Annotated in this window: 22 protein-coding genes; 14 read left to right on the forward strand and 8 right to left on the reverse strand. The window is 62.6% G+C overall.

Annotated features, from left to right (window positions below; all coding sequences use genetic code 11):
• Nucleotides 1–15: 15 nt before the first annotated feature.
• The 3 genes from ENHY17A_RS08675 to ENHY17A_RS08685 all read left to right on the forward strand — a co-directional run bounded on the left by ENHY17A_RS08675 (nucleotide 16) and on the right by ENHY17A_RS08685 (nucleotide 2,601).
• Nucleotides 16–1,512, forward strand: coding sequence for a PAS domain-containing sensor histidine kinase (locus ENHY17A_RS08675; RefSeq protein WP_159711914.1), 1,497 nt, complete (start codon nucleotides 16–18; stop codon nucleotides 1,510–1,512).
• A complete protein-coding gene (locus ENHY17A_RS08680; RefSeq protein ID WP_159711916.1) occupies nucleotides 1,505–2,122 on the forward strand; it encodes a response regulator transcription factor in 618 nt (205 codons plus the stop codon). The genes ENHY17A_RS08675 and ENHY17A_RS08680 overlap by 8 nt, the downstream gene beginning before the upstream one ends.
• 83 nt (nucleotides 2,123–2,205) lie before the next feature.
• Nucleotides 2,206–2,601, forward strand: a complete 396-nt coding sequence (locus tag ENHY17A_RS08685) for a response regulator transcription factor (protein WP_159711918.1) — start codon at nucleotides 2,206–2,208, stop codon at nucleotides 2,599–2,601.
• A gap of 47 nt (nucleotides 2,602–2,648) precedes the next feature.
• Here ENHY17A_RS08685 and ENHY17A_RS08690 read toward each other — a convergent pair whose 3' ends face one another.
• The gene (locus ENHY17A_RS08690; RefSeq protein ID WP_159714379.1) at nucleotides 2,649–3,611 is read right to left on the reverse strand and encodes a L,D-transpeptidase; all 963 of its coding nucleotides are present in this window, start codon (nucleotides 3,609–3,611) and stop codon (nucleotides 2,649–2,651) included.
• Nucleotides 3,612–3,806: 195 nt separating this feature from the next.
• Here ENHY17A_RS08690 and ENHY17A_RS08695 point away from each other — a divergent pair, with 195 nt between their 5' ends.
• Genes ENHY17A_RS08695 through ENHY17A_RS08705 form a run of 3 tightly spaced genes read left to right on the forward strand, consistent with a single transcriptional unit; the run spans nucleotide 3,807 to nucleotide 8,172 of the window.
• Nucleotides 3,807–6,455: a cation-translocating P-type ATPase gene (locus ENHY17A_RS08695; protein ID WP_159711920.1), complete on the forward strand. Its 2,649-nt coding sequence runs from the start codon at nucleotides 3,807–3,809 to the stop codon at nucleotides 6,453–6,455.
• Nucleotides 6,452–7,153: a VIT1/CCC1 transporter family protein gene (locus ENHY17A_RS08700; RefSeq protein ID WP_159711922.1), complete on the forward strand. Its 702-nt coding sequence runs from the start codon at nucleotides 6,452–6,454 to the stop codon at nucleotides 7,151–7,153. The genes ENHY17A_RS08695 and ENHY17A_RS08700 overlap by 4 nt, the downstream gene beginning before the upstream one ends.
• A complete protein-coding gene (locus ENHY17A_RS08705; RefSeq protein WP_236547828.1) occupies nucleotides 7,153–8,172 on the forward strand; it encodes an AI-2E family transporter in 1,020 nt (339 codons plus the stop codon). The genes ENHY17A_RS08700 and ENHY17A_RS08705 overlap by 1 nt, the downstream gene beginning before the upstream one ends.
• Nucleotides 8,173–8,183: 11 nt before the next feature.
• Here ENHY17A_RS08705 and ENHY17A_RS08710 read toward each other — a convergent pair whose 3' ends face one another.
• A complete protein-coding gene (locus ENHY17A_RS08710) occupies nucleotides 8,184–8,714 on the reverse strand; it encodes a DUF3833 family protein (protein WP_236548041.1) in 531 nt (176 codons plus the stop codon).
• Complete coding sequence (locus tag ENHY17A_RS08715) at nucleotides 8,714–9,160, reverse strand: potassium channel family protein (protein ID WP_159711928.1); 447 nt, start codon at nucleotides 9,158–9,160, stop codon at nucleotides 8,714–8,716. Before ENHY17A_RS08715 ends, ENHY17A_RS08710 begins: the two co-directional genes overlap by 1 nt.
• Nucleotides 9,161–9,217: 57 nt before the next feature.
• Here ENHY17A_RS08715 and ENHY17A_RS08720 point away from each other — a divergent pair, with 57 nt between their 5' ends.
• On the forward strand, nucleotides 9,218–10,315 hold the full coding sequence (locus ENHY17A_RS08720; RefSeq protein WP_159711930.1) for an L-lactate dehydrogenase: 1,098 nt from the start codon (nucleotides 9,218–9,220) through the stop codon (nucleotides 10,313–10,315).
• A 13-nt stretch (nucleotides 10,316–10,328) separates the two neighbouring features.
• On the opposite strand, the gene ENHY17A_RS08725 is transcribed toward ENHY17A_RS08720, so the two are convergent.
• Nucleotides 10,329–11,279: a 1-phosphofructokinase family hexose kinase gene (locus ENHY17A_RS08725; RefSeq protein ID WP_159711932.1), complete on the reverse strand. Its 951-nt coding sequence runs from the start codon at nucleotides 11,277–11,279 to the stop codon at nucleotides 10,329–10,331.
• A gap of 66 nt (nucleotides 11,280–11,345) precedes the next feature.
• Complete coding sequence (locus ENHY17A_RS08730) at nucleotides 11,346–12,023, reverse strand: NAD(P)H-dependent oxidoreductase (RefSeq protein ID WP_159711934.1); 678 nt, start codon at nucleotides 12,021–12,023, stop codon at nucleotides 11,346–11,348.
• 153 nt (nucleotides 12,024–12,176) lie between these two features.
• Between ENHY17A_RS08730 and ENHY17A_RS08735 the strand changes: the two genes are divergently transcribed.
• The gene (locus ENHY17A_RS08735; RefSeq protein WP_159711936.1) at nucleotides 12,177–13,976 is read left to right on the forward strand and encodes a TonB-dependent receptor; all 1,800 of its coding nucleotides are present in this window, start codon (nucleotides 12,177–12,179) and stop codon (nucleotides 13,974–13,976) included.
• A 76-nt stretch (nucleotides 13,977–14,052) separates the two neighbouring features.
• Here ENHY17A_RS08735 and ENHY17A_RS08740 read toward each other — a convergent pair whose 3' ends face one another.
• Together ENHY17A_RS08740 and ENHY17A_RS08745 are read right to left on the reverse strand one after the other, a co-directional pair.
• On the reverse strand, nucleotides 14,053–14,802 hold the full coding sequence (locus ENHY17A_RS08740; protein WP_159711938.1) for an SDR family NAD(P)-dependent oxidoreductase: 750 nt from the start codon (nucleotides 14,800–14,802) through the stop codon (nucleotides 14,053–14,055).
• Between the two features lie 126 nt (nucleotides 14,803–14,928).
• A complete protein-coding gene (locus ENHY17A_RS08745; protein ID WP_159711940.1) occupies nucleotides 14,929–15,558 on the reverse strand; it encodes a glutathione S-transferase family protein in 630 nt (209 codons plus the stop codon).
• A 582-nt stretch (nucleotides 15,559–16,140) separates the two neighbouring features.
• Here ENHY17A_RS08745 and ENHY17A_RS08750 point away from each other — a divergent pair.
• From ENHY17A_RS08750 to arsH, 4 genes are read left to right on the forward strand one after another with little or no spacing between them, the layout of a single operon-like run.
• On the forward strand, nucleotides 16,141–16,473 hold the full coding sequence (locus ENHY17A_RS08750; RefSeq protein ID WP_159711942.1) for an ArsR/SmtB family transcription factor: 333 nt from the start codon (nucleotides 16,141–16,143) through the stop codon (nucleotides 16,471–16,473).
• Nucleotides 16,474–16,484: 11 nt separating this feature from the next.
• Entirely contained in the window at nucleotides 16,485–16,916 is a 432-nt protein-coding gene (gene arsC / locus ENHY17A_RS08755; protein ID WP_159711944.1) for an arsenate reductase (glutaredoxin), read from the forward strand.
• Nucleotides 16,913–17,974, forward strand: coding sequence for an ACR3 family arsenite efflux transporter (gene arsB, locus ENHY17A_RS08760; protein ID WP_159711946.1), 1,062 nt, complete (start codon nucleotides 16,913–16,915; stop codon nucleotides 17,972–17,974). Before arsC ends, arsB begins: the two co-directional genes overlap by 4 nt.
• A 49-nt stretch (nucleotides 17,975–18,023) precedes the next feature.
• Nucleotides 18,024–18,779, forward strand: coding sequence for an arsenical resistance protein ArsH (arsH, locus tag ENHY17A_RS08765; protein ID WP_159711948.1), 756 nt, complete (start codon nucleotides 18,024–18,026; stop codon nucleotides 18,777–18,779).
• A gap of 13 nt (nucleotides 18,780–18,792) precedes the next feature.
• Here the strand turns inward: arsH and ENHY17A_RS08770 are convergent, their stop codons facing one another.
• Nucleotides 18,793–20,427 carry a ShlB/FhaC/HecB family hemolysin secretion/activation protein gene (locus ENHY17A_RS08770; protein WP_159711950.1) on the reverse strand — a complete coding sequence of 545 codons (1,635 nt, stop codon included), beginning with the start codon at nucleotides 20,425–20,427 and terminating at the stop codon, nucleotides 18,793–18,795.
• Nucleotides 20,428–20,570: 143 nt separating this feature from the next.
• Here ENHY17A_RS08770 and ENHY17A_RS08775 point away from each other — a divergent pair, with 143 nt between their 5' ends.
• Together ENHY17A_RS08775 and ENHY17A_RS08780 are read left to right on the forward strand one after the other, a co-directional pair.
• Nucleotides 20,571–21,779: a FecR domain-containing protein gene (locus tag ENHY17A_RS08775; RefSeq protein ID WP_159711952.1), complete on the forward strand. Its 1,209-nt coding sequence runs from the start codon at nucleotides 20,571–20,573 to the stop codon at nucleotides 21,777–21,779.
• 32 nt (nucleotides 21,780–21,811) lie between these two features.
• Nucleotides 21,812–24,091 (forward strand): GGDEF domain-containing phosphodiesterase, encoded by a 2,280-nt coding sequence (locus ENHY17A_RS08780; protein WP_159711954.1) that lies wholly within the window; start codon nucleotides 21,812–21,814, stop codon nucleotides 24,089–24,091.
• Nucleotides 24,092–24,237 lie beyond the last annotated feature (146 nt).

Here is a 24,237-nt window from a genome sequence, read left to right on the forward strand (position 1 = left end):
CAATCGATAGCCGGGATGCGTGACGAACTGGCGCTGCTGATCGATGGCGCGACCAACTATGCGATCTATCTGCTTGATCCCGACGGGCGCGTAACCATCTGGAATCGCGGTGCCGAGCGGATAAAGGGCTGGACTGCCGCGGAGATCGTTGGTCACGACTTCGCAATCTTCTATCCAGCCGACGAGGTGGCGGCCGGGAAGCCCCAAAGCGATCTCGCACGCGCCACTGCGCTCGGCCGGTTCGAAGAGGAGAGCTGGCGGCTACGCAAGGACGGCTCGGAATTTCTCGCCAGCGTCACGATGACGGCCTTGCGAGACGAAGCCGGGGCGCTACGCGGTTTCGGCAAGGTCGTGCGCGACATCACAGACCAGAAGGCAGCCGAAGCGGCACTCGAACGCCGGGAAAGTCATCTCCGCTCGATCCTGGAGACCGTACCCGACGCGATGGTCGTCATTGCCGATGACGGAACGATCTGTTCGTTCAGCGCGGCGGCAGAGCGGCTATTCGGCTTTGCCGAGGCCGACGTGATGGGGCGTAACGTCAGCATGCTGATGCCCGAACCCGACCGGGGACGGCATGACGGATATCTGACCCGTTACCTGACAACGGGCGAACGCCGGGTGATCGGGCATACCCGATTGGTGACGGGCCTGAAGCAAGACGGCACGACTTTCCCGATGGAGCTGGCGGTTGGGGAGACCGTCAGCGGCGGCCAGCGGCTGTTTACCGGCTTTGTCCGCGACCTCACCGATCGCCGCCTCACCGAGTTGCGTTTGCAGGAACTTCAATCCGAACTCATCCATGTATCCCGCCTGAGCGCGATGGGGACGATGGCATCGACACTTGCACATGAACTCAATCAGCCGTTGACCGCGATCGCCAATTATCTGGAGGCGACGCGCGACATGCTTGCCGATCCCGATCCACAGACGCTGGCGCTGGTACGCGAAGCGCTGGACGATGCTGCCGGGCAATCGCTGCGCGCGGGACAGATTGTGCGGCGCCTGCGCGCATTCGTCGCGCGCGGCGATGTCGATCGCCAAGTCACCAGCTTGCGGCAAGTGATCGAAGAAGCCGTCGCGCTCGGGCTGGTGGGCGCGGCACAAAAGGGAATCCGCGCGACGTTCGCCCTCGATCCCGCGACGGACTGGGTGCTGGTCGAGAATGTCCAGATTCAGCAAGTCCTGATCAACTTGATCCACAATGCGGTGCACGCCATGGCGGACGGCCCGCGGCGCGAACTGCACATCTCAAGCGCACCCGAAGAGGCTAACCTAGTTCGGGTAACCGTTGCCGATACCGGTACAGGAATTGCCCCCGATATGCTGCCCCGGCTGTTTCAGGCTTTCGAAACGAGCAAGGAGGAAGGGCTTGGCCTGGGTCTTTCGATCTGCCGCACCATCATCGAGGCGCATAGTGGGCGGATCTGGGCAAACCCTCGACCGGACGGCGGTACGGCCTTCCACTTCACCTTGATGCTGGCCGAACCGGAGGAGACCGCAAGTGACTGAGCGTACCGTCCATCTGGTCGATGACGACGACGCGATCCGCAGGTCGGCGGGATTCCTGTTGAAGACTTCGGGCTTTCTGGTCGTCCCTTACGCATCTGGCGACGCATTTCTGGCGCAGGCCAAATCGGCGGTGCCGGGCTGCGTCCTGCTCGACATCCGAATGCCTGGCATGGACGGGTTGGAGGTTCAGCAGGCGATGATCGATCGCGGCATTGCCCTGCCTGTCGTTATGCTCACGGGTCACGGCGACATTACCCTCGCTGTCCGGGCGATGAAGGCGGGTGCGGTCGATTTTCTGGAAAAGCCATTCGAAAAGACGGCGTTGCTCGGCGCCGTCGATAAAGCGTTCAATCGGCTACGGCAGGGGGACCGGCTGCAAATGAGCGCGGCAGACGCGACCCTTCAGTTGGCGTCGCTGACCGGGCGAGAGCGGGACGTGGTTGCCGGGCTGATTCAAGGCCATCCCAACAAGACGATTGCTTTCGATCTGGGAATCTCGTCGCGCACGGTCGAGATCCACCGCGCCAATCTGATGCGCAAGCTGGGAGCGACGAGCCTGTCCGATGTGCTGCAAATTGCGTTTGCGGCGAAACTGGGCGCTGACGACTGATCCCCATTTATGGGAACACTACCTAACGACGTGGTCTGCTGACTGGTCGATCCTCGGGAATGGACTTCAACGAGGATATGCTGATGTCGGCCCAAGCCGCGCCGAATTCCAACCAACGAATTCCAATCTCACTTGTCGACGACGACATGATAGTGCGGCGGAAGCTGCAACTCTTGCTTCATGCCAGCGATTACGACGTTCGTGCTTACGCCCATCCCGATATGCTGCTCGCCGATCCCGCATCGCAGATCAGCGCATGCCTGGTATCCGATCTCAACATGCCGGCGATGGACGGGTTCGCGTTGCTGCGCCGGTTGCGGTCGGGCGGGTGGTCGGGGCCAGCGATCTTGATTACGTCGTCCACGGATCACGATCTCGCAGCACGAGCGGCGGACGAGGGGTTTCACGCAGTGCTTAAAAAGCCGCTGGCAGATCGGGTCGTACTGGCTGTGGTTCGGGATGCGCTGGCGGCGCGATAATCGAGAGCGCCCCATAGACGATCGGCAAATACCGGGAGCGTCCGATCTCAGTCTCCATCCGCCAGGATCACGATCGGCGCGCCGGTGCTTCCTGCGCTCAGCGTATCCGGCGTGATGACCACGGTGGTGCCCGGCGATAGAAGCTTAACCAGTCCCTGCTTGAACGCGTCGTCCACGACGATGCGGTCTTTCGGAGGTACTTCATCGGGCACGGCGGCAGTGGATTTGTCCCACGGCAATGCGACCGACAGCCAGTGCAATCCCGCCTCATCCACCGCGCGCACCATATAGGCTGCCGGCCGCAGTACGGCGTGTCGCAATGCGATGGGGGCGGACCCGATCTGTTTGCCGTTGCGCAGCACGACCAACCGCTGATCGGCAGCGCTGATGATGATGGAGATCGGGCCCGCAGGCGCCAACTCGGGCTGCCAGAGTACCGCCTCTGCCCGCGATGGCGGATCCTCATTCGCGGTCAACATGCCAGGCGATGGGGCGACCCTTGGCACCGGCGCATCGTCGCTGATGATGACTGTCATGCCCCGCACCGTGACGCCGTACAGCATCTTGGCGAATTCGGTTGGCAGGCGAATACAGCCGTGTGAGGCCGGAAAGCCCGGAACCTTGCCCGCGTGCATCGCGATGCCGTCCCAGGTCAGCCGTTGCATGAACGGCATCGGCGCGTCGTCATACAGGTTCGACTTATGGTCGATATCCTTTTGCAGAACGGTGAAGATGCCGGTCGGCGTTTCGCGCCCCTCGCTGCCTGTCGACACGGTGGACACGCCGATGATCACCCCGTTGCGATAGACATAAGCGCGTTGCCGTTGAAGGCTGACGACGATCATCATCGGCCCTTCTGGCGCGACTTGCGGCGCCCAAATGAATTCGCCCGGTTTCAGTTTTTCCACGGCGTCGGACACTGTGATTGGCGGAGCCGACGATTGGGCGAGCGCTGAAATCGGCACTGCGACGCTCCCGACCATCAATAAGACGGCGAGGACGCTGCTCATGTTCTGACGAGCGGCGATGGTGGTGCGGAATGGAGCCGGCGGGCGTGGGATCAAGATGTTCATGAGCCGGAAGCTAGCAGCGACGCGGGGTGTGCGAATTACGCGCTTGTGCGTAGTCCGCGATCGCGGCCGTTGCCCAACATATCGGTAGTATCCCTTATTATATCTCGCTCTCGCCGCCGATAACTTTGCCCGATGGCGAAGACGGAAATTGCGAACGGCACGGCGATCTGGCACGCGATGCCGTCGGCGGAAGCGCTTGTACGCCTCGATGCGTCGATGGCCGGACTAACCAGCACAACCGCCAGCAAGCGGTCGGCCAAGTACGGCGCGAACAGACTCCCCCGTGCGAAACCAATCCGGGCTTCGGCGCTGTTTATCGGTCAGTTTCGGAGCCCATTAATCTACCTGCTGCTCGTCGCCAGCGTGATCGCAATGGCGATGCGGGATTGGGTGGACGCCGGCTTCATCCTGGGCGTGCTCTTGCTCAATGCGGTGATTGGGACGACGCAGGAAGCCAAGGCGGGTTCGAGCGCCGATGCCCTGCACCAGATGATTCAACATATCGCACATGTTCGCCGCGACGGCACGCTAACCCAGATATCTGCGGACGCCATCGTGCCGGGCGATATCGTCGAGTTGGAAAGCGGGATGCAGGTTCCCGCCGACATTCGACTGGTCGAGAGCAATGTGCTGACTGTGGACGAAAGCCTGCTGACCGGAGAGGCGGCTGCCGTCGGCAAGGATAGCGGCGCAACCGTGGCGTCGGATGCGCCCACGGGTGACCGGTCGACGCTTGCGCACGCCGGAACCACGATCACCAGCGGACGTGGCGTCGGCGTGGTCGTAGCGATTGGTAAGGACACCGCACTTGGTGCCGTCGCAGGGTCTCTGTCGGCCGCCCCTGCAACCGCCTCTCCACTGGTGCTGCAAATGAAGCGGCTCAGCCGCCAAATCGCGATCGGCGCTGTGGTGGTGATCCTAATGTTCGGACTGGCGCTGGCCTGGCGGGGCGCACCGCCCCAGGACATCTTCCTGCTCGCGGTCGCGCTGGCGGTGTCGGCGATCCCCGAAGGACTGCCGATCGCAGTTACCGTCGCGCTCGCCGCCGCGAGCTGGCGCATGGCGCAGCGCCACGTGATCGTGCGGTCGCTACCCGCGGTCGAGGGGCTGGGCGCCTGTACCATCATTGCAACCGACAAGACCGGGACGCTTACCCTCAATCGCCTTTCGGTCGAGCATGTTCTGTTGCCCGATGGCCGAAATCTCGATGCTCCCGCTTGGCGCGGTATCGCCGCCGATGATGCGATGACTGCCCTGGCTCGATCTGGAGCGCTGGGTAATGAGGCAACCGAGACCCCGGATGGCGCAGTTGGCGACGCAGTCGACGTCGCCCTGCTGGCCTTTGCGCGTGAGATCGGCATCGACGTCGGCAAGCTGCGCGAGGAGTCGCAGTTGCTGGCACGCCAGCCCTACGAGCCCGCGCTTAAATTTGCTGCGGCACTAGTTCGCCGCGCCGGGTGTGACGTTCTGCACGCAAAGGGCGCGGTCGAGACCATCTTGCCGATGTGCGTTGACGTGCCGTCTGGTATCGCCGCCGAAGCAATCCGACTGGCAGCAGCGGGATATCGTGTGCTTGCGGTCGCGAGCGGAAGCGCATCTCCCGATCCTGCGCACCCGGTAAAGCTTACGCTCCGCGGCCTCATATGCCTGTCCGATCCGGTGCGCTCCGAAGTTCCGGCTGCAATCGCCGCGTGCCGCGATGCCGGGATCGGCGTACGAATGGTGACTGGCGACCATCCTGCCACTGCGCTCGCCATCGCTCGAACCCTCGGCATCGCGGATCGTGAAGATCAGGTCGCAACTGGGGCGCAGATCGCGGCGCTGTCAGGTGGCGATCTTCGCGATCGTCTGGCAACGGCAAGGGTGCTCGCCCGGTTCGAACCCGCGCAGAAACTGGCGTTGGTCCAGGCGCTTCAAGCGAACGGGCATCTCGTCGCGGTGACGGGCGACGGGGTGAACGACGCACCGGCGCTGAAGGCTGCCCATATCGGCGTTGCGATGGGCAAGGGTGGCACCGATGTCGCGCGTGGGGTCGCGGATCTAGTGCTTACCGACGACAATTTCGCATCGATCGTCAGTGGCATCGGGGAAGGGCGTACGACCTACGACAATGTCCGCAGGATCGTGATCGTGCTGGTCAGCACTGGATTGAGCGAAGTTGTGATGTTCGCTGCGGCGCTGATGCTTGGGCTACCGATGCCGCTCGCAGCCGTGCAACTGTTGTGGTTAAATGTCGTCACCAACGGCATGCAGGACGTGACGCTCGGCTTCGAACGCGGCACCGGAGATTCCCTGAAACGACCGCCTCGCCCACCAAGTCAACCGCTGATCGATCGTACGGCGTTGATGATGATCGTTCCGCCCGCACTTTACATGGCGGCGACGGCGATTGCGCTGTTCGCGTGGCAACTGGAACGGGGCGCCTCGGTCGAGGCTGCACGAAACTTCGTCCTGTTTACCACCGTGCTGTTCCAGAACGCTTATGTGCTGGGCATGCGATCGGAGCGGACCGCGCTGTTCCGGCTCCCACTGTTCGGCAATCCGTGGTTGCTGGTCGGTGTTGGAAGTGCGCTTATGTTGCAGCTCGTCGTTCAATATCTGCCGATCGCGGGCAGCGTACTTGGAACCGCGCCGATGGAGGGGGCGGACTATCTGCGCGCGATAGCAGCAGCAGGCGGATTGCTCGTCGTCACGGAGATCACAAAGGTTTTCGTTTCTCGACAAGGAAAAGCTCGCGAAGTCAGTTATGCCCCGTTGATCCATGCGGAGTTGACCGCATGACCGTCGGCAAACGGCATCTGGAAGGACATCGGGTCGCTCGTGTCGGCTGGCTGCGTGCTGCCGTCCTCGGTGCCAATGACGGCATCGTATCGACCGCCAGCCTGGTCCTTGGCATCGCGGCAGCATCGGGGGGACGCGGCGATATTCTGCTTGCTGGTTCGGCGGGCCTGGTCGCCGGCGCGATGTCGATGGCGGCGGGCGAATATGTCTCGGTAAGTTCCCAATCCGATACCGAACGCGGAGAACTGGCGCGCGAAAGGATCGAACTCGCCGGCGATATTGACGCTGAACGTGCCGAGCTTGCGGCCATCTACATGCGGCGGGGCGTCGATCGCGATACCGCGCAAAAGGTCGCAGTCCAGATGATGGCGCAGGATGCGTTGGGCGCACATGCGCGCGACGAGCTTGGCATTTCGGAACTGACGACAGCGCGTCCGCTTCAGGCGGCATTGACCTCGGCGGCCACCTTTACCGGGGGGGCTGCACTGCCGCTGATGACGGTCATACTGACGCCGGTTGCTCAGCTCATACCAATTGTCGCCATCGCCTCGTTGTTGTTTCTTGCCCTTCTTGGCACGCTCGGCGCTGTAGCGGGGGGAGCGAATATTGGCCGCGCGACTGGCCGAGTTGCGTTTTGGGGTGCGCTCGCAATGGCGCTCACTGCAGGGATCGGTCGGATCGTCGGGACTTCGGTCTGATGCGCGCGCGTGGCAGCATGGACATCGTCCGCATCACCCTGATCGTGGTCGGTGTGGTGTGCTCGATATTGATTGTTTGGCAACTACGCTCGTTCATCCTCATGGTGTTTGCAGCGGTTCTGTTCGCGGTGATATTTCAGGCGGCGGCGGCCCCGGTATCCCGGTGGACGAAGCTTCCTCATGGGGTCAGTCTCACGCTTGCCGTGGCATTGCTGCTCGCAGCTGTCGGCTTCATCCTGCTCCTGTTCGGCAGCCAGTTCAGCGTCCAGATGCAAAGCCTCTTCTCGCAACTGCCTGCGGCATGGTCACTGTTCAAAACTCGAACCGGATTGCTGGATCTGGACCGCCAGATCCTGGTGCAGTTGCAAGAGATGGCACCGAACGGCGGCGCCGTATTGAGCGCGGTCGGGAGCCTGCTCGGCGGGATTGGCGCTGCGCTTTCCGGTCTTTTGCTTTCACTGGTGGCCGGGATTTACATCGCGGCTCAGCCGCAGCGTTATCTCGATGGGCTGGTGGCGTCATTCCCCTATCGCCATCGTGCCAATGTCCGCGAAGCGTTGATCGCTGCCGGAACCGCGTTGCGCAAGTGGCTGGTCGGACAGTTGGTAGCGATGACCCTTGTCGGGTTACTGGCCGGGGTCGGGCTCTGGCTGCTGGATGTCCCCTCGCCGCTGGCGCTGGGGCTTATCGCCGGACTTCTCGAATTCGTGCCGGTCGCGGGGCCATTCGCATCGGCAGTGCCGGCCATCCTGCTGGCACTTGCGGTGGGATGGGAGAAGGCCGCGATGGTCGCGCTGCTGTACTTCGGCATCCAGCAGATTGAGGGGAATTTGATAACCACGCTCGTGCAACAGCAATCAGTCGATCTACCGCCGGCGCTCACGCTGTTTGCGCTGGTGGCGTTCGGATTGCTGTTCGGATTACTGGGGGTGTTGCTGGCAGCGCCGCTGACCGTGTGTCTCTATGTCTGGGTCAAGAAGCTTTACGCACGCGATACGCTCGCTTCCTCGACAGCCTGAAAGCGCGCACGCTAATCGATCCGTCGAATGGTTTCGCTGAGTGTGGCCACCCGGACGCCCAACCGCTTGAACGTCATATGGTTGGCGATCGAGCCGTCGGCTTGCTTGGTCAACCACTGCTCGGCCGTCGTTCCCCCGGACTTCAGGGTGTAGCGGATCTGGAGACGGTCGCCTCGGATATCGAGCAACACTGGCCCGGCTGCATCGGTTAGGGTTCCAGCATAATGACCGGGCGCCACTTCATTGATCCGCCATGTACGTAGTACGCTTCGCTTGCCTGCTTGCTCGACCAATTGTTGTAGGACGAGCGTGCCGTCGTCTTCCAGCCGGCCTTGTCCGCGAACGTGCATTGAGCGTCTAGGAGCGAACATTATTTTAAGGGAGCCGACCCCCTCCGTTCGCCCCAGGAAGGCTGCTTCGACATCGAAGGTTTCATTGTGTGGAACCAGTGAGATCTGGCCCCGAAGTGGTGTGCAGCCGACAGTCAATAAAGCTGCCAGGATCAGGGTGGTGCGCGAATTGCGGGTCGCCCTGCTAATCATCAATTCGCATTCTCCAATTCGCGTTCGAGCAGCTTCATCCGATCCACGACGGCGAAGAAGAACGCGGTGGACCATCCGAGCAAAATGATTCCATTCGCGCCCTCAATGGCACCGATAAGTCGACTGTTGGCCGGAAGGACCAGGTCTCCGTACCCGATCGTCGCATATGTAGAGGTGGAGAAGTAGAGCGCCGCTTCGAAGGTCTGGATGGCCGAGGTGCTCCAGTACAGCAGCGCATAGCTCCAGATCTCAATTCCGTGCAGTGCGAACAAGCCGAAAGCCGCAGCGAGAATTGCCGCTGCATCGCTCATGATGCTCCGCGTGCGACCGGCGCTGGGGCGATATCGACCGATCAGCGCGAGCAATCCGGATAGCCCGATGAAATGGACCAGCACGGTCACCGAAACCATCAAGGTCGCAATTGCAAGCTGCTTCAGGACGTCCATGAAGGCGGCCACTGTGGAGAAGCCACTCTGCGCAAGTGTCTGTGCGCCATCTCAATTATGATTTTCATTGTCGTGTCCCGCAACGTTGCAACCGGGATTTGGGCGCGATGGAGCGCGGCGCCTATCAGGGATGATACGGATGTCGGGCGGCTCACCACCAGCGCATTGGATGGAGCAATCACGTTCCAGATCAAGGAAGCATCATTGAGCCAACTCCATCGTATTGCGATCATCGGGGCCGGTCACGTCGGAGCCACGGCGGCTTACGCGCTTATGTTACGCGCATTGGTTCACGAAATCGTCTTGCTGGACGAAGACATGGCACTCGCGTCAGCCGAGGCGGCTGATTTGTCGGATGCCAACGCACTCGCCCGGCCCGCGCGCATCTGGGCAGGAACCTACGAAGATGCCGCCAGAGCGCAGGTCGTCGTCGTCACCGCTGGCGCAGCAACCCATGGTAGCGAGACCAGATTGTCGGTCGCTGCGCGGAGCGCTGAGATCATGACAGCATGCATTGGTTCTCTCATGGATGCCGGTTTTTCTGGTGTATTGGTGATTGCTGCCAACCCGGTGGATTTGATGGCGCAAATCGCGCTGCGTGCATCGGGGCTGAAGTCGGCACAGGTGATTGGAACCGGAACACTGTTGGATTCTGCCCGTATGCGACAGGCGCTAGCCGCGCTGGTGAATGTGGCACCCGTTTCGATCGATGGCTTCGTGCTGGGCGAACACGGAGATAGCGAGGTAGCTGCGCTATCGACGGTACGCATTGGCGGCTTGCCGCTTGCCACTTTTGCGAGTGCAGGGACTGAGCCGGATTTTGCGACACTCGCTACCGACGTGCGGGACGCTGGCTATACGATCATTGCAGGCAAGGGTTACACGTCGTTTGGCATCGCGACCGCGATCGTGCGCATCTGCGAGGCGATCGTGCGCGATGAACAGGCGGTCTTGCCCGTTTCCACCCTGATGACGGGAGAACTCGGGATTTCCGACGTATATCTAAGCTTGCCGTGCGTCATCGGTGCCAGCGGCGTGGAACGAATTTTACCGCTGGATCTGCCGCCAATGGAATTGGCTGCGCTTCGGGGATCTGCTGAGGTGCTGCGCGAGGCGTTCACGCAGATCGCACCTACCGCGTACCCGCCTTCCTGATGTTTTCGTGGGGTCAGACGATCTGACGAAGCGGCTGCGGCATCGCACCCAAGCGGAATAACCGGTCCACTTCCTCGCGGTGGCACAAATCGGTGCCCGGCGTCTGGACCGCGGCCGCGCCCGCCGCCATACCGTATCGAAATGCTGCTAGTGGGTCTTCACGCGCCGCAAAGGCGTGGACCATCGCCCCCAGGAAGCTGTCGCCTGCGCCGACCGCGCTTTTCGCCTCCACAGCCAGTGCGGGAGCGAAGAAAACGCCTGATTGCCCCGCAAACAGAGCGCCTTCATGCCCCATCGTGACGGCGACATATTCACTTTTGCGGCTGCGGACGATTTCCATTGCAGTGTGGGCGATCGCGTCGATGCCATCGAGGGGAAGCCCAACCAGTTTCCGAAGCTCTCCAAGACTGGGCTTGATCAAGAAAATGCTGCCGCCGTCCAAGCCATGTTTAAAGGCGGAACCCGACGTATCGAGCACGAATTTGATCTCGCGCTGCCGCGCGACGGCACATGCCTGACGATAGAAATCGTCTGGCGCACCCAGCGGTAATGAACCGCTGGCGACTAGATAGCCGCACGATAATCGGTTCAGACGATCGATGACCTTGCGGCACTCGTCAGGCGTCACGGTAGGCCCTGAAGGCACGAATCGATATTTCTGGCCGCTTTCGCGCTCGTAAACCGATGTGCTGATCCGCGTGTTGCCGACGATATCGATGCGAGAGCGTTCCATCGGGTGAAGATCGAGCAATCCATCGAGCGCGTCACCGGTGGCTCCGCCGGCGAGATAATACGCGTGGACCTTGCCACCCAACCGACCGATGACGCGGGCAACATTGATACCGCCGCCGCCCGGATCATAATGTTCTTCGTGGGAGCGGACCTTATGCATGGGCATCACGCGGTCCGCCTCATAAGCTACATCGATTGCCGGGTTCATCGTAAGCGTCGCGATTGATGTCATCGCTGTCCGTACCGCGCCGCACCGAGACGTCGGAATAGGTAGTTGTCACGGGGGTAAGGACGATCCTCAGTCCCGCTTGCCCATCCGGGCGGCAACCACTGCTCTGGTGAACTTGGCGTGTCTTGCGCGCGACGCTTCGGCTGCGATGGCATAGGCTTTCTCGCGCACGCGCGCGAGTGCTTCGTTGACGAAGCGCCCGGATAAGGCGGGCACGATGGCATCGAAGTGGACGTGTTCGGTCCCGGCTAACGTGAATATGTCGGTCAGATAATTGTCGAACGCCTGTGTCAGCGCGCTCCACTGACCCTTCTCTTCCAGCCAGGGCCGGGTGGTGGCCGACGACGAGAAGAGAACCATGCGCTTGCCCGCCAGGAACGGATTGGCGGTAGCGTCCTTGATGTTGCGTGCACTGAACCCGGCACCCAGTACGCGATCGACATAGCCTTTGACGATGGCCGGTGGCATCCCGAACCAGATGGGATAGACCATCGTGACGATGTCGGCATCCGTCACATACTCTAGCTCGGGTTGCAGGTCGGGCGAAGCCACATAGTCGCTGCCCGGGCGTTCAGATGCCTTCAATAACGGATCGAAGCCGAGCGCGTAGAGGTCGCGAATTATGCAATCATGCCCGCATTCGGCGACCGTGTCGGCATAAGCCCGAGCGACCGCATGGTTGAAGCTCCCGGGGGCCGGGTGACCCAGGATGACGAGGTGCCGTGGCTGACTGGCGGTTTCATGCACGGCAACGCTCCCGCGAAAGACGATGGGTCAACGCCGATGCACGATGCGGATCGACTGGCCATTACCGGACTTATTGCAGCGCGCGGGTAGCGAATATCAGGGACTCTACGGATGTCGGAATGCTGCCCAGGGTCCCACTGATCACGAGTCGAGGTGCTGCGCGGGCCGCAGGGAACGCTGTGGGGACGCAACGCCACCGGCGGGGTGATTTCATGGATCACCCGGCGACCGACAAGCGATTTCGAAGGTCGTCTGACGGCAAGCTATGGCACTTGGGACGATGTGAAGGTGCAGGACATCCTGTCGGGACCGCTGACCAAAGGTTTGCGCGCCCGCGTCGCCGCCTCGTTCAACCGGCGCGGGGGCACCACCGACAATCTGTTCGCGGCCGGTCGCGACGAGTATGGCGACATTCAAGAAAATACGGTGCTGCGCGCGACGGTCGAGGCCGATGTCTCGCCCAGCTTCCTGGTCACCGCCAATGTCCATTACGGCCGATATCTGGCGCAGAGCCCGCCGCGCGGCTTCTTCGGAGCGCTTGATGCGACGGGCGCGCGCTGTCCGGTCGATCGGATTTTCGCGGGCGAATGCCAGGGCGGTCCCGGTGCGGGCAATTTCCGCAATCCCGACCCCAATCCGCACGAAGCCTATTCGGAATTGGGCTCGGCCGAGATCGACAACAAGAACTGGGGCGGCTGGCTGCGCGGCGAGTGGGACATGGGCGATGGCTGGTCCTTGTTATCGCTGACCAGCCATGACGAGGTCCGCCGCATCCAGAATATCGACGTCGATGGCTCCGGCACGCCAGGACAGCACGTCCAGTTCTTCATCGAACACAAACAGACGACGCAGGAACTGCGCGCCGCCTATAGCTCGGACAAGTTCGACGGGACGATCGGCGCCTATTACTACAAGGACGATCGGATTTTCACGGTCACCATCCCGACGCTTCGTATCGGCAGCTATGCCGAGCGCGACGGCGAAAGCTATGCGGTGTTCGGTCAGGGCACCTATGCCATCACGCCGGCGATCAACCTGACTGCGGGTCTGCGCTACACCAAGGACGATATCCAGTATCCCAACATCGCGTTCGGGCAAAATGGTCGCCCGCGCGAGGATTTCGCCACCCCGGTATTCCGCACCTCGCGCAGCACGCGCGGATCGAAGCTGACCTGGCGCGCCGCCGCCGACTGGCATTTCGATCCCGACCATATGGTGTTCGGCAGCATATCGACCGGATACAAGAGCGCCGCGGTCAACAGCGCGCTACCGACCAGCAACGCCGCGGTCACCACCACCGAGCCCGAAAATCTGACCGCCTACGAACTTGGATTGAAAGGCTCGTTCGGCGCGCCCAGCGGGTTGCGCTATTCGATCACCGCGTTCCACAACGACTATAAAAACATCCAAGTGGGTGCGACGTCGAGTTCGGCGACGGTCATCGTCACCCAGTTGCTCAACATCGATTCGGCGAAGATCAGCGGGTTCGAAGCAGAATTGTCGGCGACCCCGATCCGCGGCCTGTCGCTTGACCTCGGGCTCGGCTATCTCGACGGCGAATATTCGGCCCCGGCAACACTGCGGATCGGCAACGTGCCGTTGGACGGCAAGCGCCCCGTGCTGATGCCGCAATTCACCATCAGTGGCGCGGTACGCTACGAACACGATCTGGGCGGTAGCGCGATCTATGTCGGTGCCGATGGCCGCTGGCAGGACCAGGTATTTTTCGGTCCCGACAATCTGCCGACCGAATCTCAGGACGCCTACGCCCTTTTCAACGCGCGCATCGGATGGAAATTGGCGGACGACAGCTTGTCGGTCGAAGCGTACGTCAAGAACCTGACCGATAAGGAATATTTCGCGCACATCGTCGACAATGGCGCGTTGGGGACGGTCAACGTCACCTGGGGCCAGCCGCGCACCTTCGGCGTACAATTGACGAAGCGCTTCTGAAGCCGGGAAAAGAAGAAGGGGGAGCGACGGTTCGACACCGTCGCTCCCCCTATTCGTTACTGCAAGATCATCGCGTTTATGGCCCCATGTAAAGCCCGCCATGCACATCGATCGTCGTACCGGTGACGTAATCGGCGGCATCGGACACCAGATAACGTACGGCACCCGCGATGTCGTCGGGCACCCCGGAACGTCGGCGCGGAATGCGGTCGAGATATTCGCTCGACCGCTTGACCGCCGCTCCGGTCGGTGTCTCGATCCGGCCGGGTGCCACCGCATTGACGGTGATGCCATGTGGCCCCAGATCGCTGGCCATGCCCCAGGTCAGTGCGGCCACACCGGCCTTGGTCGCCGAATAGGCACCCGAGGCGAGCGGGACGAACGTCCGCCCGGCCGCCGACGAAATGTTGACGATCCGCCCCCAGCCCTGATCGATCATTCCCGGCGCAAAGGCGCGCGCCATGTAGAACGGTCCGGAAAGGTTGATCGCGACGCAGCGTTCCCATTCGACCTGTGTGGTTTCGTGAAGCGGCACCTTCGCTCCGTCGCGCAATCCTGAAATCGCCGCGTTGTTGACGAGGATATCGACCACCCCGGCTTCCCGCCGCGACCAGCCCAGCAGATCATCCACCTCGTGCGGGTCGCCGATGTCCAGACACCGGAAATGAACTTTGGTGCCGGTCGCACGCAACGCATCGGCGCGCTCTGCCAGCAAATCGCGTTGGATGTCCGCAAGAATGATCGCGGTCACATCGCCTGCCAATGCCTGGGCGATGCCCCAGCCGATGCCCTGCGCCGCACCGGTTACGAGCGCGATTTTATCCATGGCTTCATCCCTTGTTTGCGGCATCGACGTGCGGTGCACGGGGCCATGCCGAACCTGAAGGCCCATGGCGTTGCGGACAACTATCGATTTGGTATCGTCGCATTCGCGATCGGTTATCGTCGCGCTTCAATCGATCGCGATCGTGCGTCCGCCCTCTGCCTTTTCCATTGCCCGGCGATAGGCAGGACGGGCGCCGATCCGCGCTAGATATTCGCGCGTGGCGGGCATGTCGCTGAGCGAACCGCCGGTAAAGCCGCGCATCGTCGTCAGGCAGAATAGCATCATGATATCCGCGGTACTCAGCGCGCTTCCGCCGAAATACGGCGCGCCGCTCGGCCGATTTTCGATCAACATCTGGCTCCGTCGAACCCGATCGACGATAAAGGCCGGTGCCGAGCCCCCCGTCATCGCCAGCACACGCTCAATCGACAGCGCCGCCATGTATGACGCGTTGCTCCAATGAAACCAAAACAGGTGGTCGGGATAATCGGCATGGGAAGCATTCGGAGCAAGGGCACCGCCGCCGTAACGGTAATTCAAATAGTCGCAGATCGCACCGCTTTCCGCGATGACGAACCCATCGTCAACGACGACCGGCGCCGTACCAACACCGTGCAAGGCCTTGTAGTCATTGGGCGCCAAGCGGTTGTCTGACCGACGCTCGTGGATTTTTAGCCTGTAATCGAGATTCAACTCCTCACACAGCCAGACCACGCGTTCGGACTGGGAATTTCTGAGATGGTGGACGGTGATCACGCGTGCAGCCTAACCGAGATGCTGGACCAGAGAATTCAGAAAATGCGCTAATCGCTATAGGCTTCTCGAATGGCTTCGGTCAGCGACCGTGAAGACTTTGTCTATCAAGCGATCGGCTAACGGTTCAGGGCGAGCCGCACGCCATCGATATTCTCCGCACACATCCCATGGTGATCATCGGGGGCGTGCTGGTCGAAAACAGCTTCTTCACCCGCCCGCAGGAATTCATACGCGAGGTCCAGTCTCGAACCGGGCCGACCCAACCATATCGGGGATAGCTGGAACGGAGCGCCAGGCTGTGCTTGGTTCGGTACGTTCATAGGTCAGTTCTTTTACGGTCCCTTTAAGCCTTCGAGGTGGCCTAATGAGCCCCCGTGTACATTTGAGCGCCGCGATTCTCACGCCGCCGATCCAGGACCGGCTGAGATTTGATCCGGCACGTCCTGCCGATCATCGGCACACATCGCGCGCCGCCACGTCAGAAAATTCCTCGAAAGCGCCGGACAATTCCGGCTTCCTCGGGCTAGCCTGTTCCAGTCAGACCGATTGACCAGTTCGAATTGAATCGTTATTTCTGGATATATGGAATCGAATCTCGCGATCGACGCATTGTCCGCGCTGGCCCAAACGACGCGGCTGGAAGCGTTTCGCCTCTTGGTGCGCCACGAGCCCGGCGGGCTACCCGCAGGCGATGTAGCCGAGGCACTCGAGACCCCGCAGAATACGATGTCCGCGCATCTCGCGATCCTGGCGCGTGCCGGGTTGGTACGGGGCGAGCGTCGGGGACGTTCGATCATCTACCGCGCCGACCTCGACGGATTTCGCGCGCTCAATCTGTTTTTGTTGAAAGACTGCTGCGCCGGTTCGCCAGCGGTCTGCGCGCCACTGATCGCCGAACTCGCGCCCTGCTGCTGAAAGCCGTCCCCATGCCGACCGATATCGTCATCTATCACAATCCCGAATGCGGCACGTCGCGCAACGCGCTGGCGATGATCCGCAATGCCGGAATCGAACCGCATGTGGTCGAGTATCTGAAGACGCCACCGTCGCGCGCGATGCTGATCGGCCTGATCGAACGCGCAGGCATCACCCCGCGCGCTCTGCTCCGCGAAAAGGGGACGCCGTTCGCCGAACTCCGCCTCGACGACGCCACATTGTCCGATGACGCGCTGGTCGATGCGATGATGGCCCACCCGATGCTGATCAACCGGCCGCTGGTGGTATCGCCGCTGGGCGTAAAGCTGTGTCGTCCGTCGGAAGCGGTACTCGACCTGATCCCCGCTGCGCAACGTGGCGGCTTTGTGAAGGAAGATGGTGAAAAGGTGATCGACGCCGATGGCCAGCGCGTCTCGGGATGAGCAGCGCCGCTTCGCCCGGACGACTGTCCTTCCTCGACCGCTATCTGACGCTGTGGATTTTCGCGGCGATGGCGTTGGGCGTGCTGCTCGGCACGATCTTCACCGGCCTGCCCGACGCGCTCGACGCGATGTCGGTGGGCACGACCAACATCCCCATCGCCATTGGCCTGATCCTGATGATGTATCCGCCGCTCGCGCGCGTTCGTTATGCCGAATTGCCGCGCCTATTCGACGATCGGCGCGTGCTGGCGCTTTCGCTCGTCCAGAACTGGCTGATCGGCCCGGTGCTGATGTTCGCGCTGGCGGTGATCTTCCTGCGCGATACGCCGGAATACATGACCGGGGTGATCCTGATCGGGCTGGCGCGCTGCATCGCGATGGTGCTGGTGTGGAACCAGCTCGCACGGGGCGACAATCAGTATGTTGCGGGTCTGGTCGCCTTCAATTCGGTATTCCAGCTGCTGTTCTTCAGCGTCTATGCCTGGTTCTTCCTGGCCTATCTGCCGCCGCTGTTCGGGCTTGAGGGCAGCGTACTCGACGTCGATTTCTGGACGATTGCGCAGGCCGTCCTGATCTATCTCGGCATTCCGTTTCTGGCCGGTTACCTGACGCGCCGTCTTCTCGTCGCGCGGCGGGGAGAGGCGTGGTACGAGCAAATATTCCTGCCGCGCATCGGCCCGCTGACGCTCGCTGCGCTCCTGTTCACCATCGTCGCGATGTTCGGCCTGAAGGGTGGCGATGTGGTGCGGCTGCCGCTCGACGCATTGCGTATCGCGATCCCGCTCGGCATCTATTTCCTGATCATGTTTCTGGTCAGTTTCTGGATGGGCAAGATATGCGTCGGCGATTATCCGCGCACCACCGCCATCGCCTTCACCGCATCGGGCAATAATTTCGAGCTTGCCATCGCGGTCGCGATTGCCGCGTTCGGGCTTGCATCCCCGGTCGCGTTCGCCGCGGTCATCGGTCCCTTGGTAGAGGTGCCGGTGCTCATTCTGCTGGTCCATGTCGCGCTTCGCCTGGGCAAGCGCTGGTTTCCTGAAAACGCACCCGCATGACGATGATCCTCATCCACGCCGCCGATCTCGTCACGACGCAGGACACCTGATGCCGCTACGCACCCTTGCCGATCCCGACCATCTCCCCGCATTGACCCTCGATCACGCGCATCGACGTCCCGCAACCGGGCTCGGCAACGATCACGCGCCGCCGCGTATCCTGCTGCTCTACGGGTCGCTACGCGAGCGGTCCTTCTCTCGCCTGTGTGTCGAGGAAGCCGCGCGGTTGCTCCACTATTTCGGAGCGGAGACGCGGATTTTCGACCCTTCGAACCTGCCTTTGCCGGACCAGGTCGCAGGCGACGACCACCCCGCCGTCCACGAACTGCGCGAATTGTCGCTGTGGTCCGAGGGACAAGTGTGGTGCAGCCCCGAACGCCACGGCCAGATCACCGGGATCATGAAAACCCAGATCGACCATCTGCCGCTCAACATCGGCGGGATGCGCCCGACCCAGGGCCGCACGTTGGCGGTCATGCAGGTATCGGCGGGATCGCAGTCGTTCAATAGCGTCAACACGCTGCGCCTGCTGGGTCGCTGGATGCGGATGTTCACCATCCCCAACCAGTCGAGCGTCGCCAAAGCCTATCAGGAGTTCGACGAGGCGGGACGGATGAAGCCGTCGGCCTATTACGACCGGATCGTCGATGTCATGGAGGAACTGGTGCGCTTTACGGTGTTGATGCGTCCGCACGCCGCGGCGCTGGTCGATCGTTATTCGGAGCGGAAGGAGCGCGGCACCCCCGTTCGAATGGCGGCTTCGCTGGCGAGCATCGGCCAGACGACCAACCCACCGTCCGATTGAGCACGGTCAGTCCCTAAAAGCGGAACCACGTTTCGAAATTACCACGCGGGTCGCGATCCCTGTCGATCGGCACGCCCAATTCCAGCCCGAACCCGAACCGGCGCGTCACCCGCGCGCGCAGGCCCGCGCCTGCGGTCGCCAGATCGTGGGTTTCGCCACCGCGCAGGTTCCACAACCGCGCGGCGTCGCCATACCCATAAACCTGGAACCCCTCCAGCAGACTGCCGACCCGCGGTCCATCGACGCGCAGTTCGACTGCACCGGCCACGACATTGTCACCCGATTCCTCGCGGAAATAATAGCCGCGCCCGAAATTCGGGCCACCAAAGCCCAGTTCGTCGCCGGCCAATAGCGGACGCGAGGCGAATTGCGCCTTCGCGTCGGTACGGACGCTCAATGGCCCGGCGAGCGGCGTGATGACCGATCCCGACAGTTCGACCAGGGTGAAGCGGGCATCGCCGTCGTCGCGCGATGCCTCTGCATCGCCCTGACGTGTCGATCCAAACCAGCCGGTGCCGTGTGTCAGCTCGATGCGCCCGAAGCTGCGCGTATCGTCTAGCCGGAACGATCCGTTGAGCCGCGCGGTCAGTGCCGCCACGCGTTCGTCGCGCGACAAATCGCCGTCCGCGAACTGGCGGGTATCGCGAAACGAGAAACCGACCGCCGCACCGATTGTGGCATCCGGTGTCAACACCACCGGATGTTCCACCCATAATTTGGCCCGTTCGCCTTCGCCTTCGAGGTTGCGACCGGTATTGGCACCGATCGCATCGATCCGCGCGACGCTGCCTGAAAATCCGACCCGCGTCCCGTTGGCATCGACGGGCACGCTATAGCCCAGCGAGGCATAGACATATTCCGCCGGATCGGCTGGCGTGGTCACGGCATAGGCACGGACTTCGTCGCCGTCGGTCAGTGCGCCGCGATGTTCGACGCGGCCACGCAGTTTGACGGGGCCGATCGTATCGCTGCCCCAATTGTCGACTTCGACCCGGCCTTCGGTTTTCGTTTCGCGCAACCGGACGACCAATATGTTGAGCGCGCCCTGTTGCTCCAGTTGCGCACGAACGACGCGGACGCCCGGCACGACTTCGGCCAGCAGGATGGCGCGCTCGAGCGCATTCCCTCGCACCGGACGCCCCGTCGCCAGCGGCGCGAACATACGGTCGACCAGCGCGTTTTCGTCGCCTTCGACGCGTACGGCATCGATCCGCCCTTCATCGACGCGGATACCGAGGATACCGGCGGACAGTGATTGCGGCTCGATCACCGCATTGCCGAGCGGATAGCCCAGGGCATGGAGCCGCGCCGCGACGCTGCGAACCAGATCGCGCTGTCCCGCGGCATCGAGCGTCGTGCCCAACACCGGTTCGATCACGGGCATGAAATCGGCCTGCGACAGGGTTTCGAGTCCCAGCAGCCGAACCGCCCCCACCTGAACCGCTTCATTGGCCGATGCCGCCACCGGAGCAGCAGGCGGTGTCGCGATTGCCTCGCCGCTCGGGGGCTCGGGATCGTCGCGTTCGGTCGTCTCCGATTCGACGATCAGCGGGTCGGCACGGTCGAGCGCATCCTGCGCGGATGCGGTTCCGGCGGCGAGAACGACGATTGCAGCGGCGGCGCTGCTCAAGAACAAGGAACTCTTCATGGCTCAAAGCCTAGGCCGCGATGCCTAAAAACCTGTTAACCCTGGGAACTTAACCCTTCGGAAACAGCAATTTGCGATTTTCATGGTGGGGATGTGCCGCCGAGGTTCGGCGAGTCGCGTGCCCACGATGAAAAGGACGCGACATGACGAAGTGGACCGCGATCAAGGCCGCCGCCATCCTGATGCTCTCGGGCAGCAGCGAAATGGCGCTGGCGGCGAGCGAAGGCTGGCGGATCAGCGAAGCGAGCGGCAAGGTGAGCGTGCTGCGCGGCGGGCGACAAACGGTTGCCGCACGCGGCGGCGCGCTGATGGCCGGCGATATCGTTCAGACGGGTGCCGGTGGGCGCGCGGTGATGGCCCGCGACGAAGAATTCGTCGTGGTCGCCCCCAATTCACGGCTTCAAATCCCCGGCGAGGATCGCACGGGCTTCACGCGCTTCGTCCAGGAAGTCGGCAACGCGATCTTCAAAGTGCGCAAACGCGCGACCCAGCATTTCTCGGTCCAGACGCCCTATCTGGCCGCCGTGGTCAAAGGGACCACGTTCAGCGTCACCGTCGACGAGAACGGCTCAAGCGTCCAGGTCGTCGAAGGCATGGTCGAGGTCTCGACCCTGGACGGTGCATCGCGCGAGCTGCTTGGCGCGGGCGATATCGCCGCGGTTGACGGCGGCGACATGGGCCGATTGATGACCGACGACATCGTGCAATCGAACGTGCCCGCATCGGTGGATACGCCGCAGATCGTCAATGCGGTCGCGGTCGATATGGCACCGCTCGAGGATCGTACCGGCGGGCTGGTCAGCGGCGAACTCAACACGCTGGCGCTGCTCGCCATCGCCGATGTCGAGGAAGAGGACGAACCTCGGCCGGCTTCGCCTCCCGAACAGCCGGCTCTACCGAACGAAGACCCGGAGCCAGAACCCACGCCCGAGCCCGAACCTACGCCGGAGCCCGAGCCAGCACCTGAGCCCGAACCTGAGCCGGAGCCTGAGCCTGAGCCTGAGCCTGAGCCTGAGCCTGAGCCGGAACCCGAGCCCGAGCCGGAACCCGAGCCTGAGCCCGAACCGGAACCCGAGCCTGAGCCTGAACCCGAGCCTGAGCCTGAGCCCGAACCGGAACCCGAGCCTGAGCCCGAACCGGAACCGGAACCGGAACCCGAGCCCGAACCCGATCCTGAGGATCCGGGTGACGATGATGACGACGACGACGATGATGATGACGACGATGACGACGATGACGACGATGACGACGATGACGACGATGACGATGACGACGATGACGACGATGACGATGACGATGACGATGATGACGATGATGACGACGATGACGACGATGACGATGATGACGACTGATCTTCTGTCGCTGATCGGCGGGTGATCCGTTGGTGGCGAGGACATCTTCCCCGGCGGTTCGACCGCGAACGGGTCGGGGAATCGTCCTCGTCATCGCTGCTGCGATCGGTGCGCTGGGCCTGGTCGGCGCGCTGGCCCCGGTCGAACATGGCCTGCGCACGATGCGCGACGCGGTGCGCGACAAGCCTGCGAGTGGCGAGCTTCACATCGTCGAAATCGATGCGCGCAGCCTGAAATCGGTCGATCGCTGGCCGTGGCCGCGTAGTGAACACGCGCGGCTGATCGATGCGCTGACCCATGCCGGCGCGCGAACCATCGCATTCGACGTCGATTTTTCGAGCCGATCGACACCCGCTGAGGACACAGCGCTTGCCAAGGCGCTGGCGCGTGCAGGCGGGGGCGTGATCCTTCCGACGCTTCGTCAGGCAGGCAGCGCGCGACGCAGCGACCTGATCGAATCGCTTCCCATCGCTCCCTTGCGAGAACATAGTTTTCTGGGTGCCGTCAGTATCCTGCCCGACGCGGACGGCTATGTGCGTAGCGCACCACTGGGCATCATTACGGCCGGCACGCCACGCCCGTCACTTTCCACCATGCTCGCCAATCGCGCAGGCACGGCCTTCGTTGATTTCCCGATCGATTTCGCCATCGACCCCGCCACCATTCCTCGCTACAGCTTCGTCGACGTCAGCCGCGGCGGTCAGGCATCGGCATTGGCCGGCAAGGACGTGCTGATTGGCGCAACCGCAGTCGAAATGGGCGATCGTTATGCCGTGCCGCGCTATGGCGTGATCCCCGGCGTGGTGATCCAGGCACTGGCCGCCGAAACGCTGAGGAACGGCATTCCGCGTCGCATCCCCGCCCTGCTGTTTCTGATCGTCGGACTGATCGGTGCGTGGTGGGCGATTGGTGCGGCCCGACTGCGTCAGATCGCCCTGCGCGCCGCGACCGTGACCATCGTCGGCCTGGCGACGCTGACCGCGCTTGAAGAATTTGCGGCACTGACCGGGGCGATCACGCCTGCGCTGCTCGCCTTGTGGTCGGCGGCAATGTTGCGGATGATGGTCGTGCTGCTGGCCGACCGACGTGCCGCAGCACGGATCGACGCCGAAAGCGGCCTTGCCAACCGCGTGGCACTGCGCGAGGCGGAACGGGGCGCCGCAGTCATCGCCGGCGTCATCGATCGCTATGACGAAATCGCAGCGACGCTGGGGTCGGACCGGATGGGCGGTTTCATGGCGCGCCTGGGCGAACGATTGGCCCCCGCAGTCGGTGCTACCATTCACCGGATCGAGGAACGGGTGATCGCCTGGTCTTCGGCGGATGGCCCCGGCGAAGAGGCGATGGACCGGCTGCGCACGCTGTTGCTGCACCCCATCGAAATCGACGGTCGGCGGATCGACGTTCGTATCGCACTCGGGGTCGCACGCCACGATACCGGGGGTTCGACCACGGCGATCGATGCCGCCGCCGCGGCCGCCAGCAAGGCATTGGAACGCGGCGTGTTCTGGGCCGATGCAATGGTCGATGCCGACGATGGCGGGCTCGACACCCTGTCGCTGATGGGCGAACTCGACACCGCGATCGACCGCGGCGACATCGCGGTTCATTACCAACCCAAATTGGCGCTGGCGAGCGGACGCATCGAAAGCGCGGAGGCGCTGGTGCGCTGGACGCACCCGTTGCGGGGGCCGATCCGTCCCGACCTGTTCATTCCGCTGGCCGAACGCCACGATCGCATCGACCGCCTGACGCTGGCGGTCACGCGCGCCGCGCTCGACACGCTGCAAAAGGCGACCGCGGTGTCGATCGCGGTCAACCTGTCGGCGAAACTGCTCGCCGATGCCCGCTTCAATCGCGCGCTCGACGATTTGCTCGGCGACTATGGGCCGCAGGTCGATCGGCTGATCTTCGAGGTGACCGAATCGGCAGCAATGGCCGATATGGACGCCGCCGTCGCCGCGCTTGAGGCGTATCGCGCCCGCGGGATCACGATTTCGATGGACGATTACGGCACCGGGCAATCGACGCTCAGCTATCTGCGCCGACTTCCGATCGCCGAGTTGAAGATCGACCGGATGTTCGTCCAGCACGCGCATGTCAACGCCGACGATGCAGTGCTGGTCCGATCGACCATCGAACTGGCGCATCAACTCGGCATCCGCGTCGTTGCCGAAGGCGTCGAAGACCAGGGCTGCCTGGATTTCCTGCGCGATTGCGGCTGCGACTATGTTCAGGGATGGCTGGTCGGCAAACCCGTGCCCCAGGCCGATTTCCTGGCCGCGATCCCGCCCGCACAACAGGCTGCCTGATACGCCCAAGCGGCATCGCCGTTCGATTATTGGGGCGCGTCCGGCGCGTCGGCTGATTGGCTCCAATCTTCTACGACTTGACTCTTGCCCTGCGGATGCAAGATTAGAACATATGATGAACATTCTCCCGCTCGAGTCGGTGGATG

It is taken from the genome of Sphingomonas sp. AX6 (genome assembly GCF_902506605.1).
Classification (GTDB): Bacteria; Pseudomonadota; Alphaproteobacteria; order Sphingomonadales; family Sphingomonadaceae; genus Sphingomonas.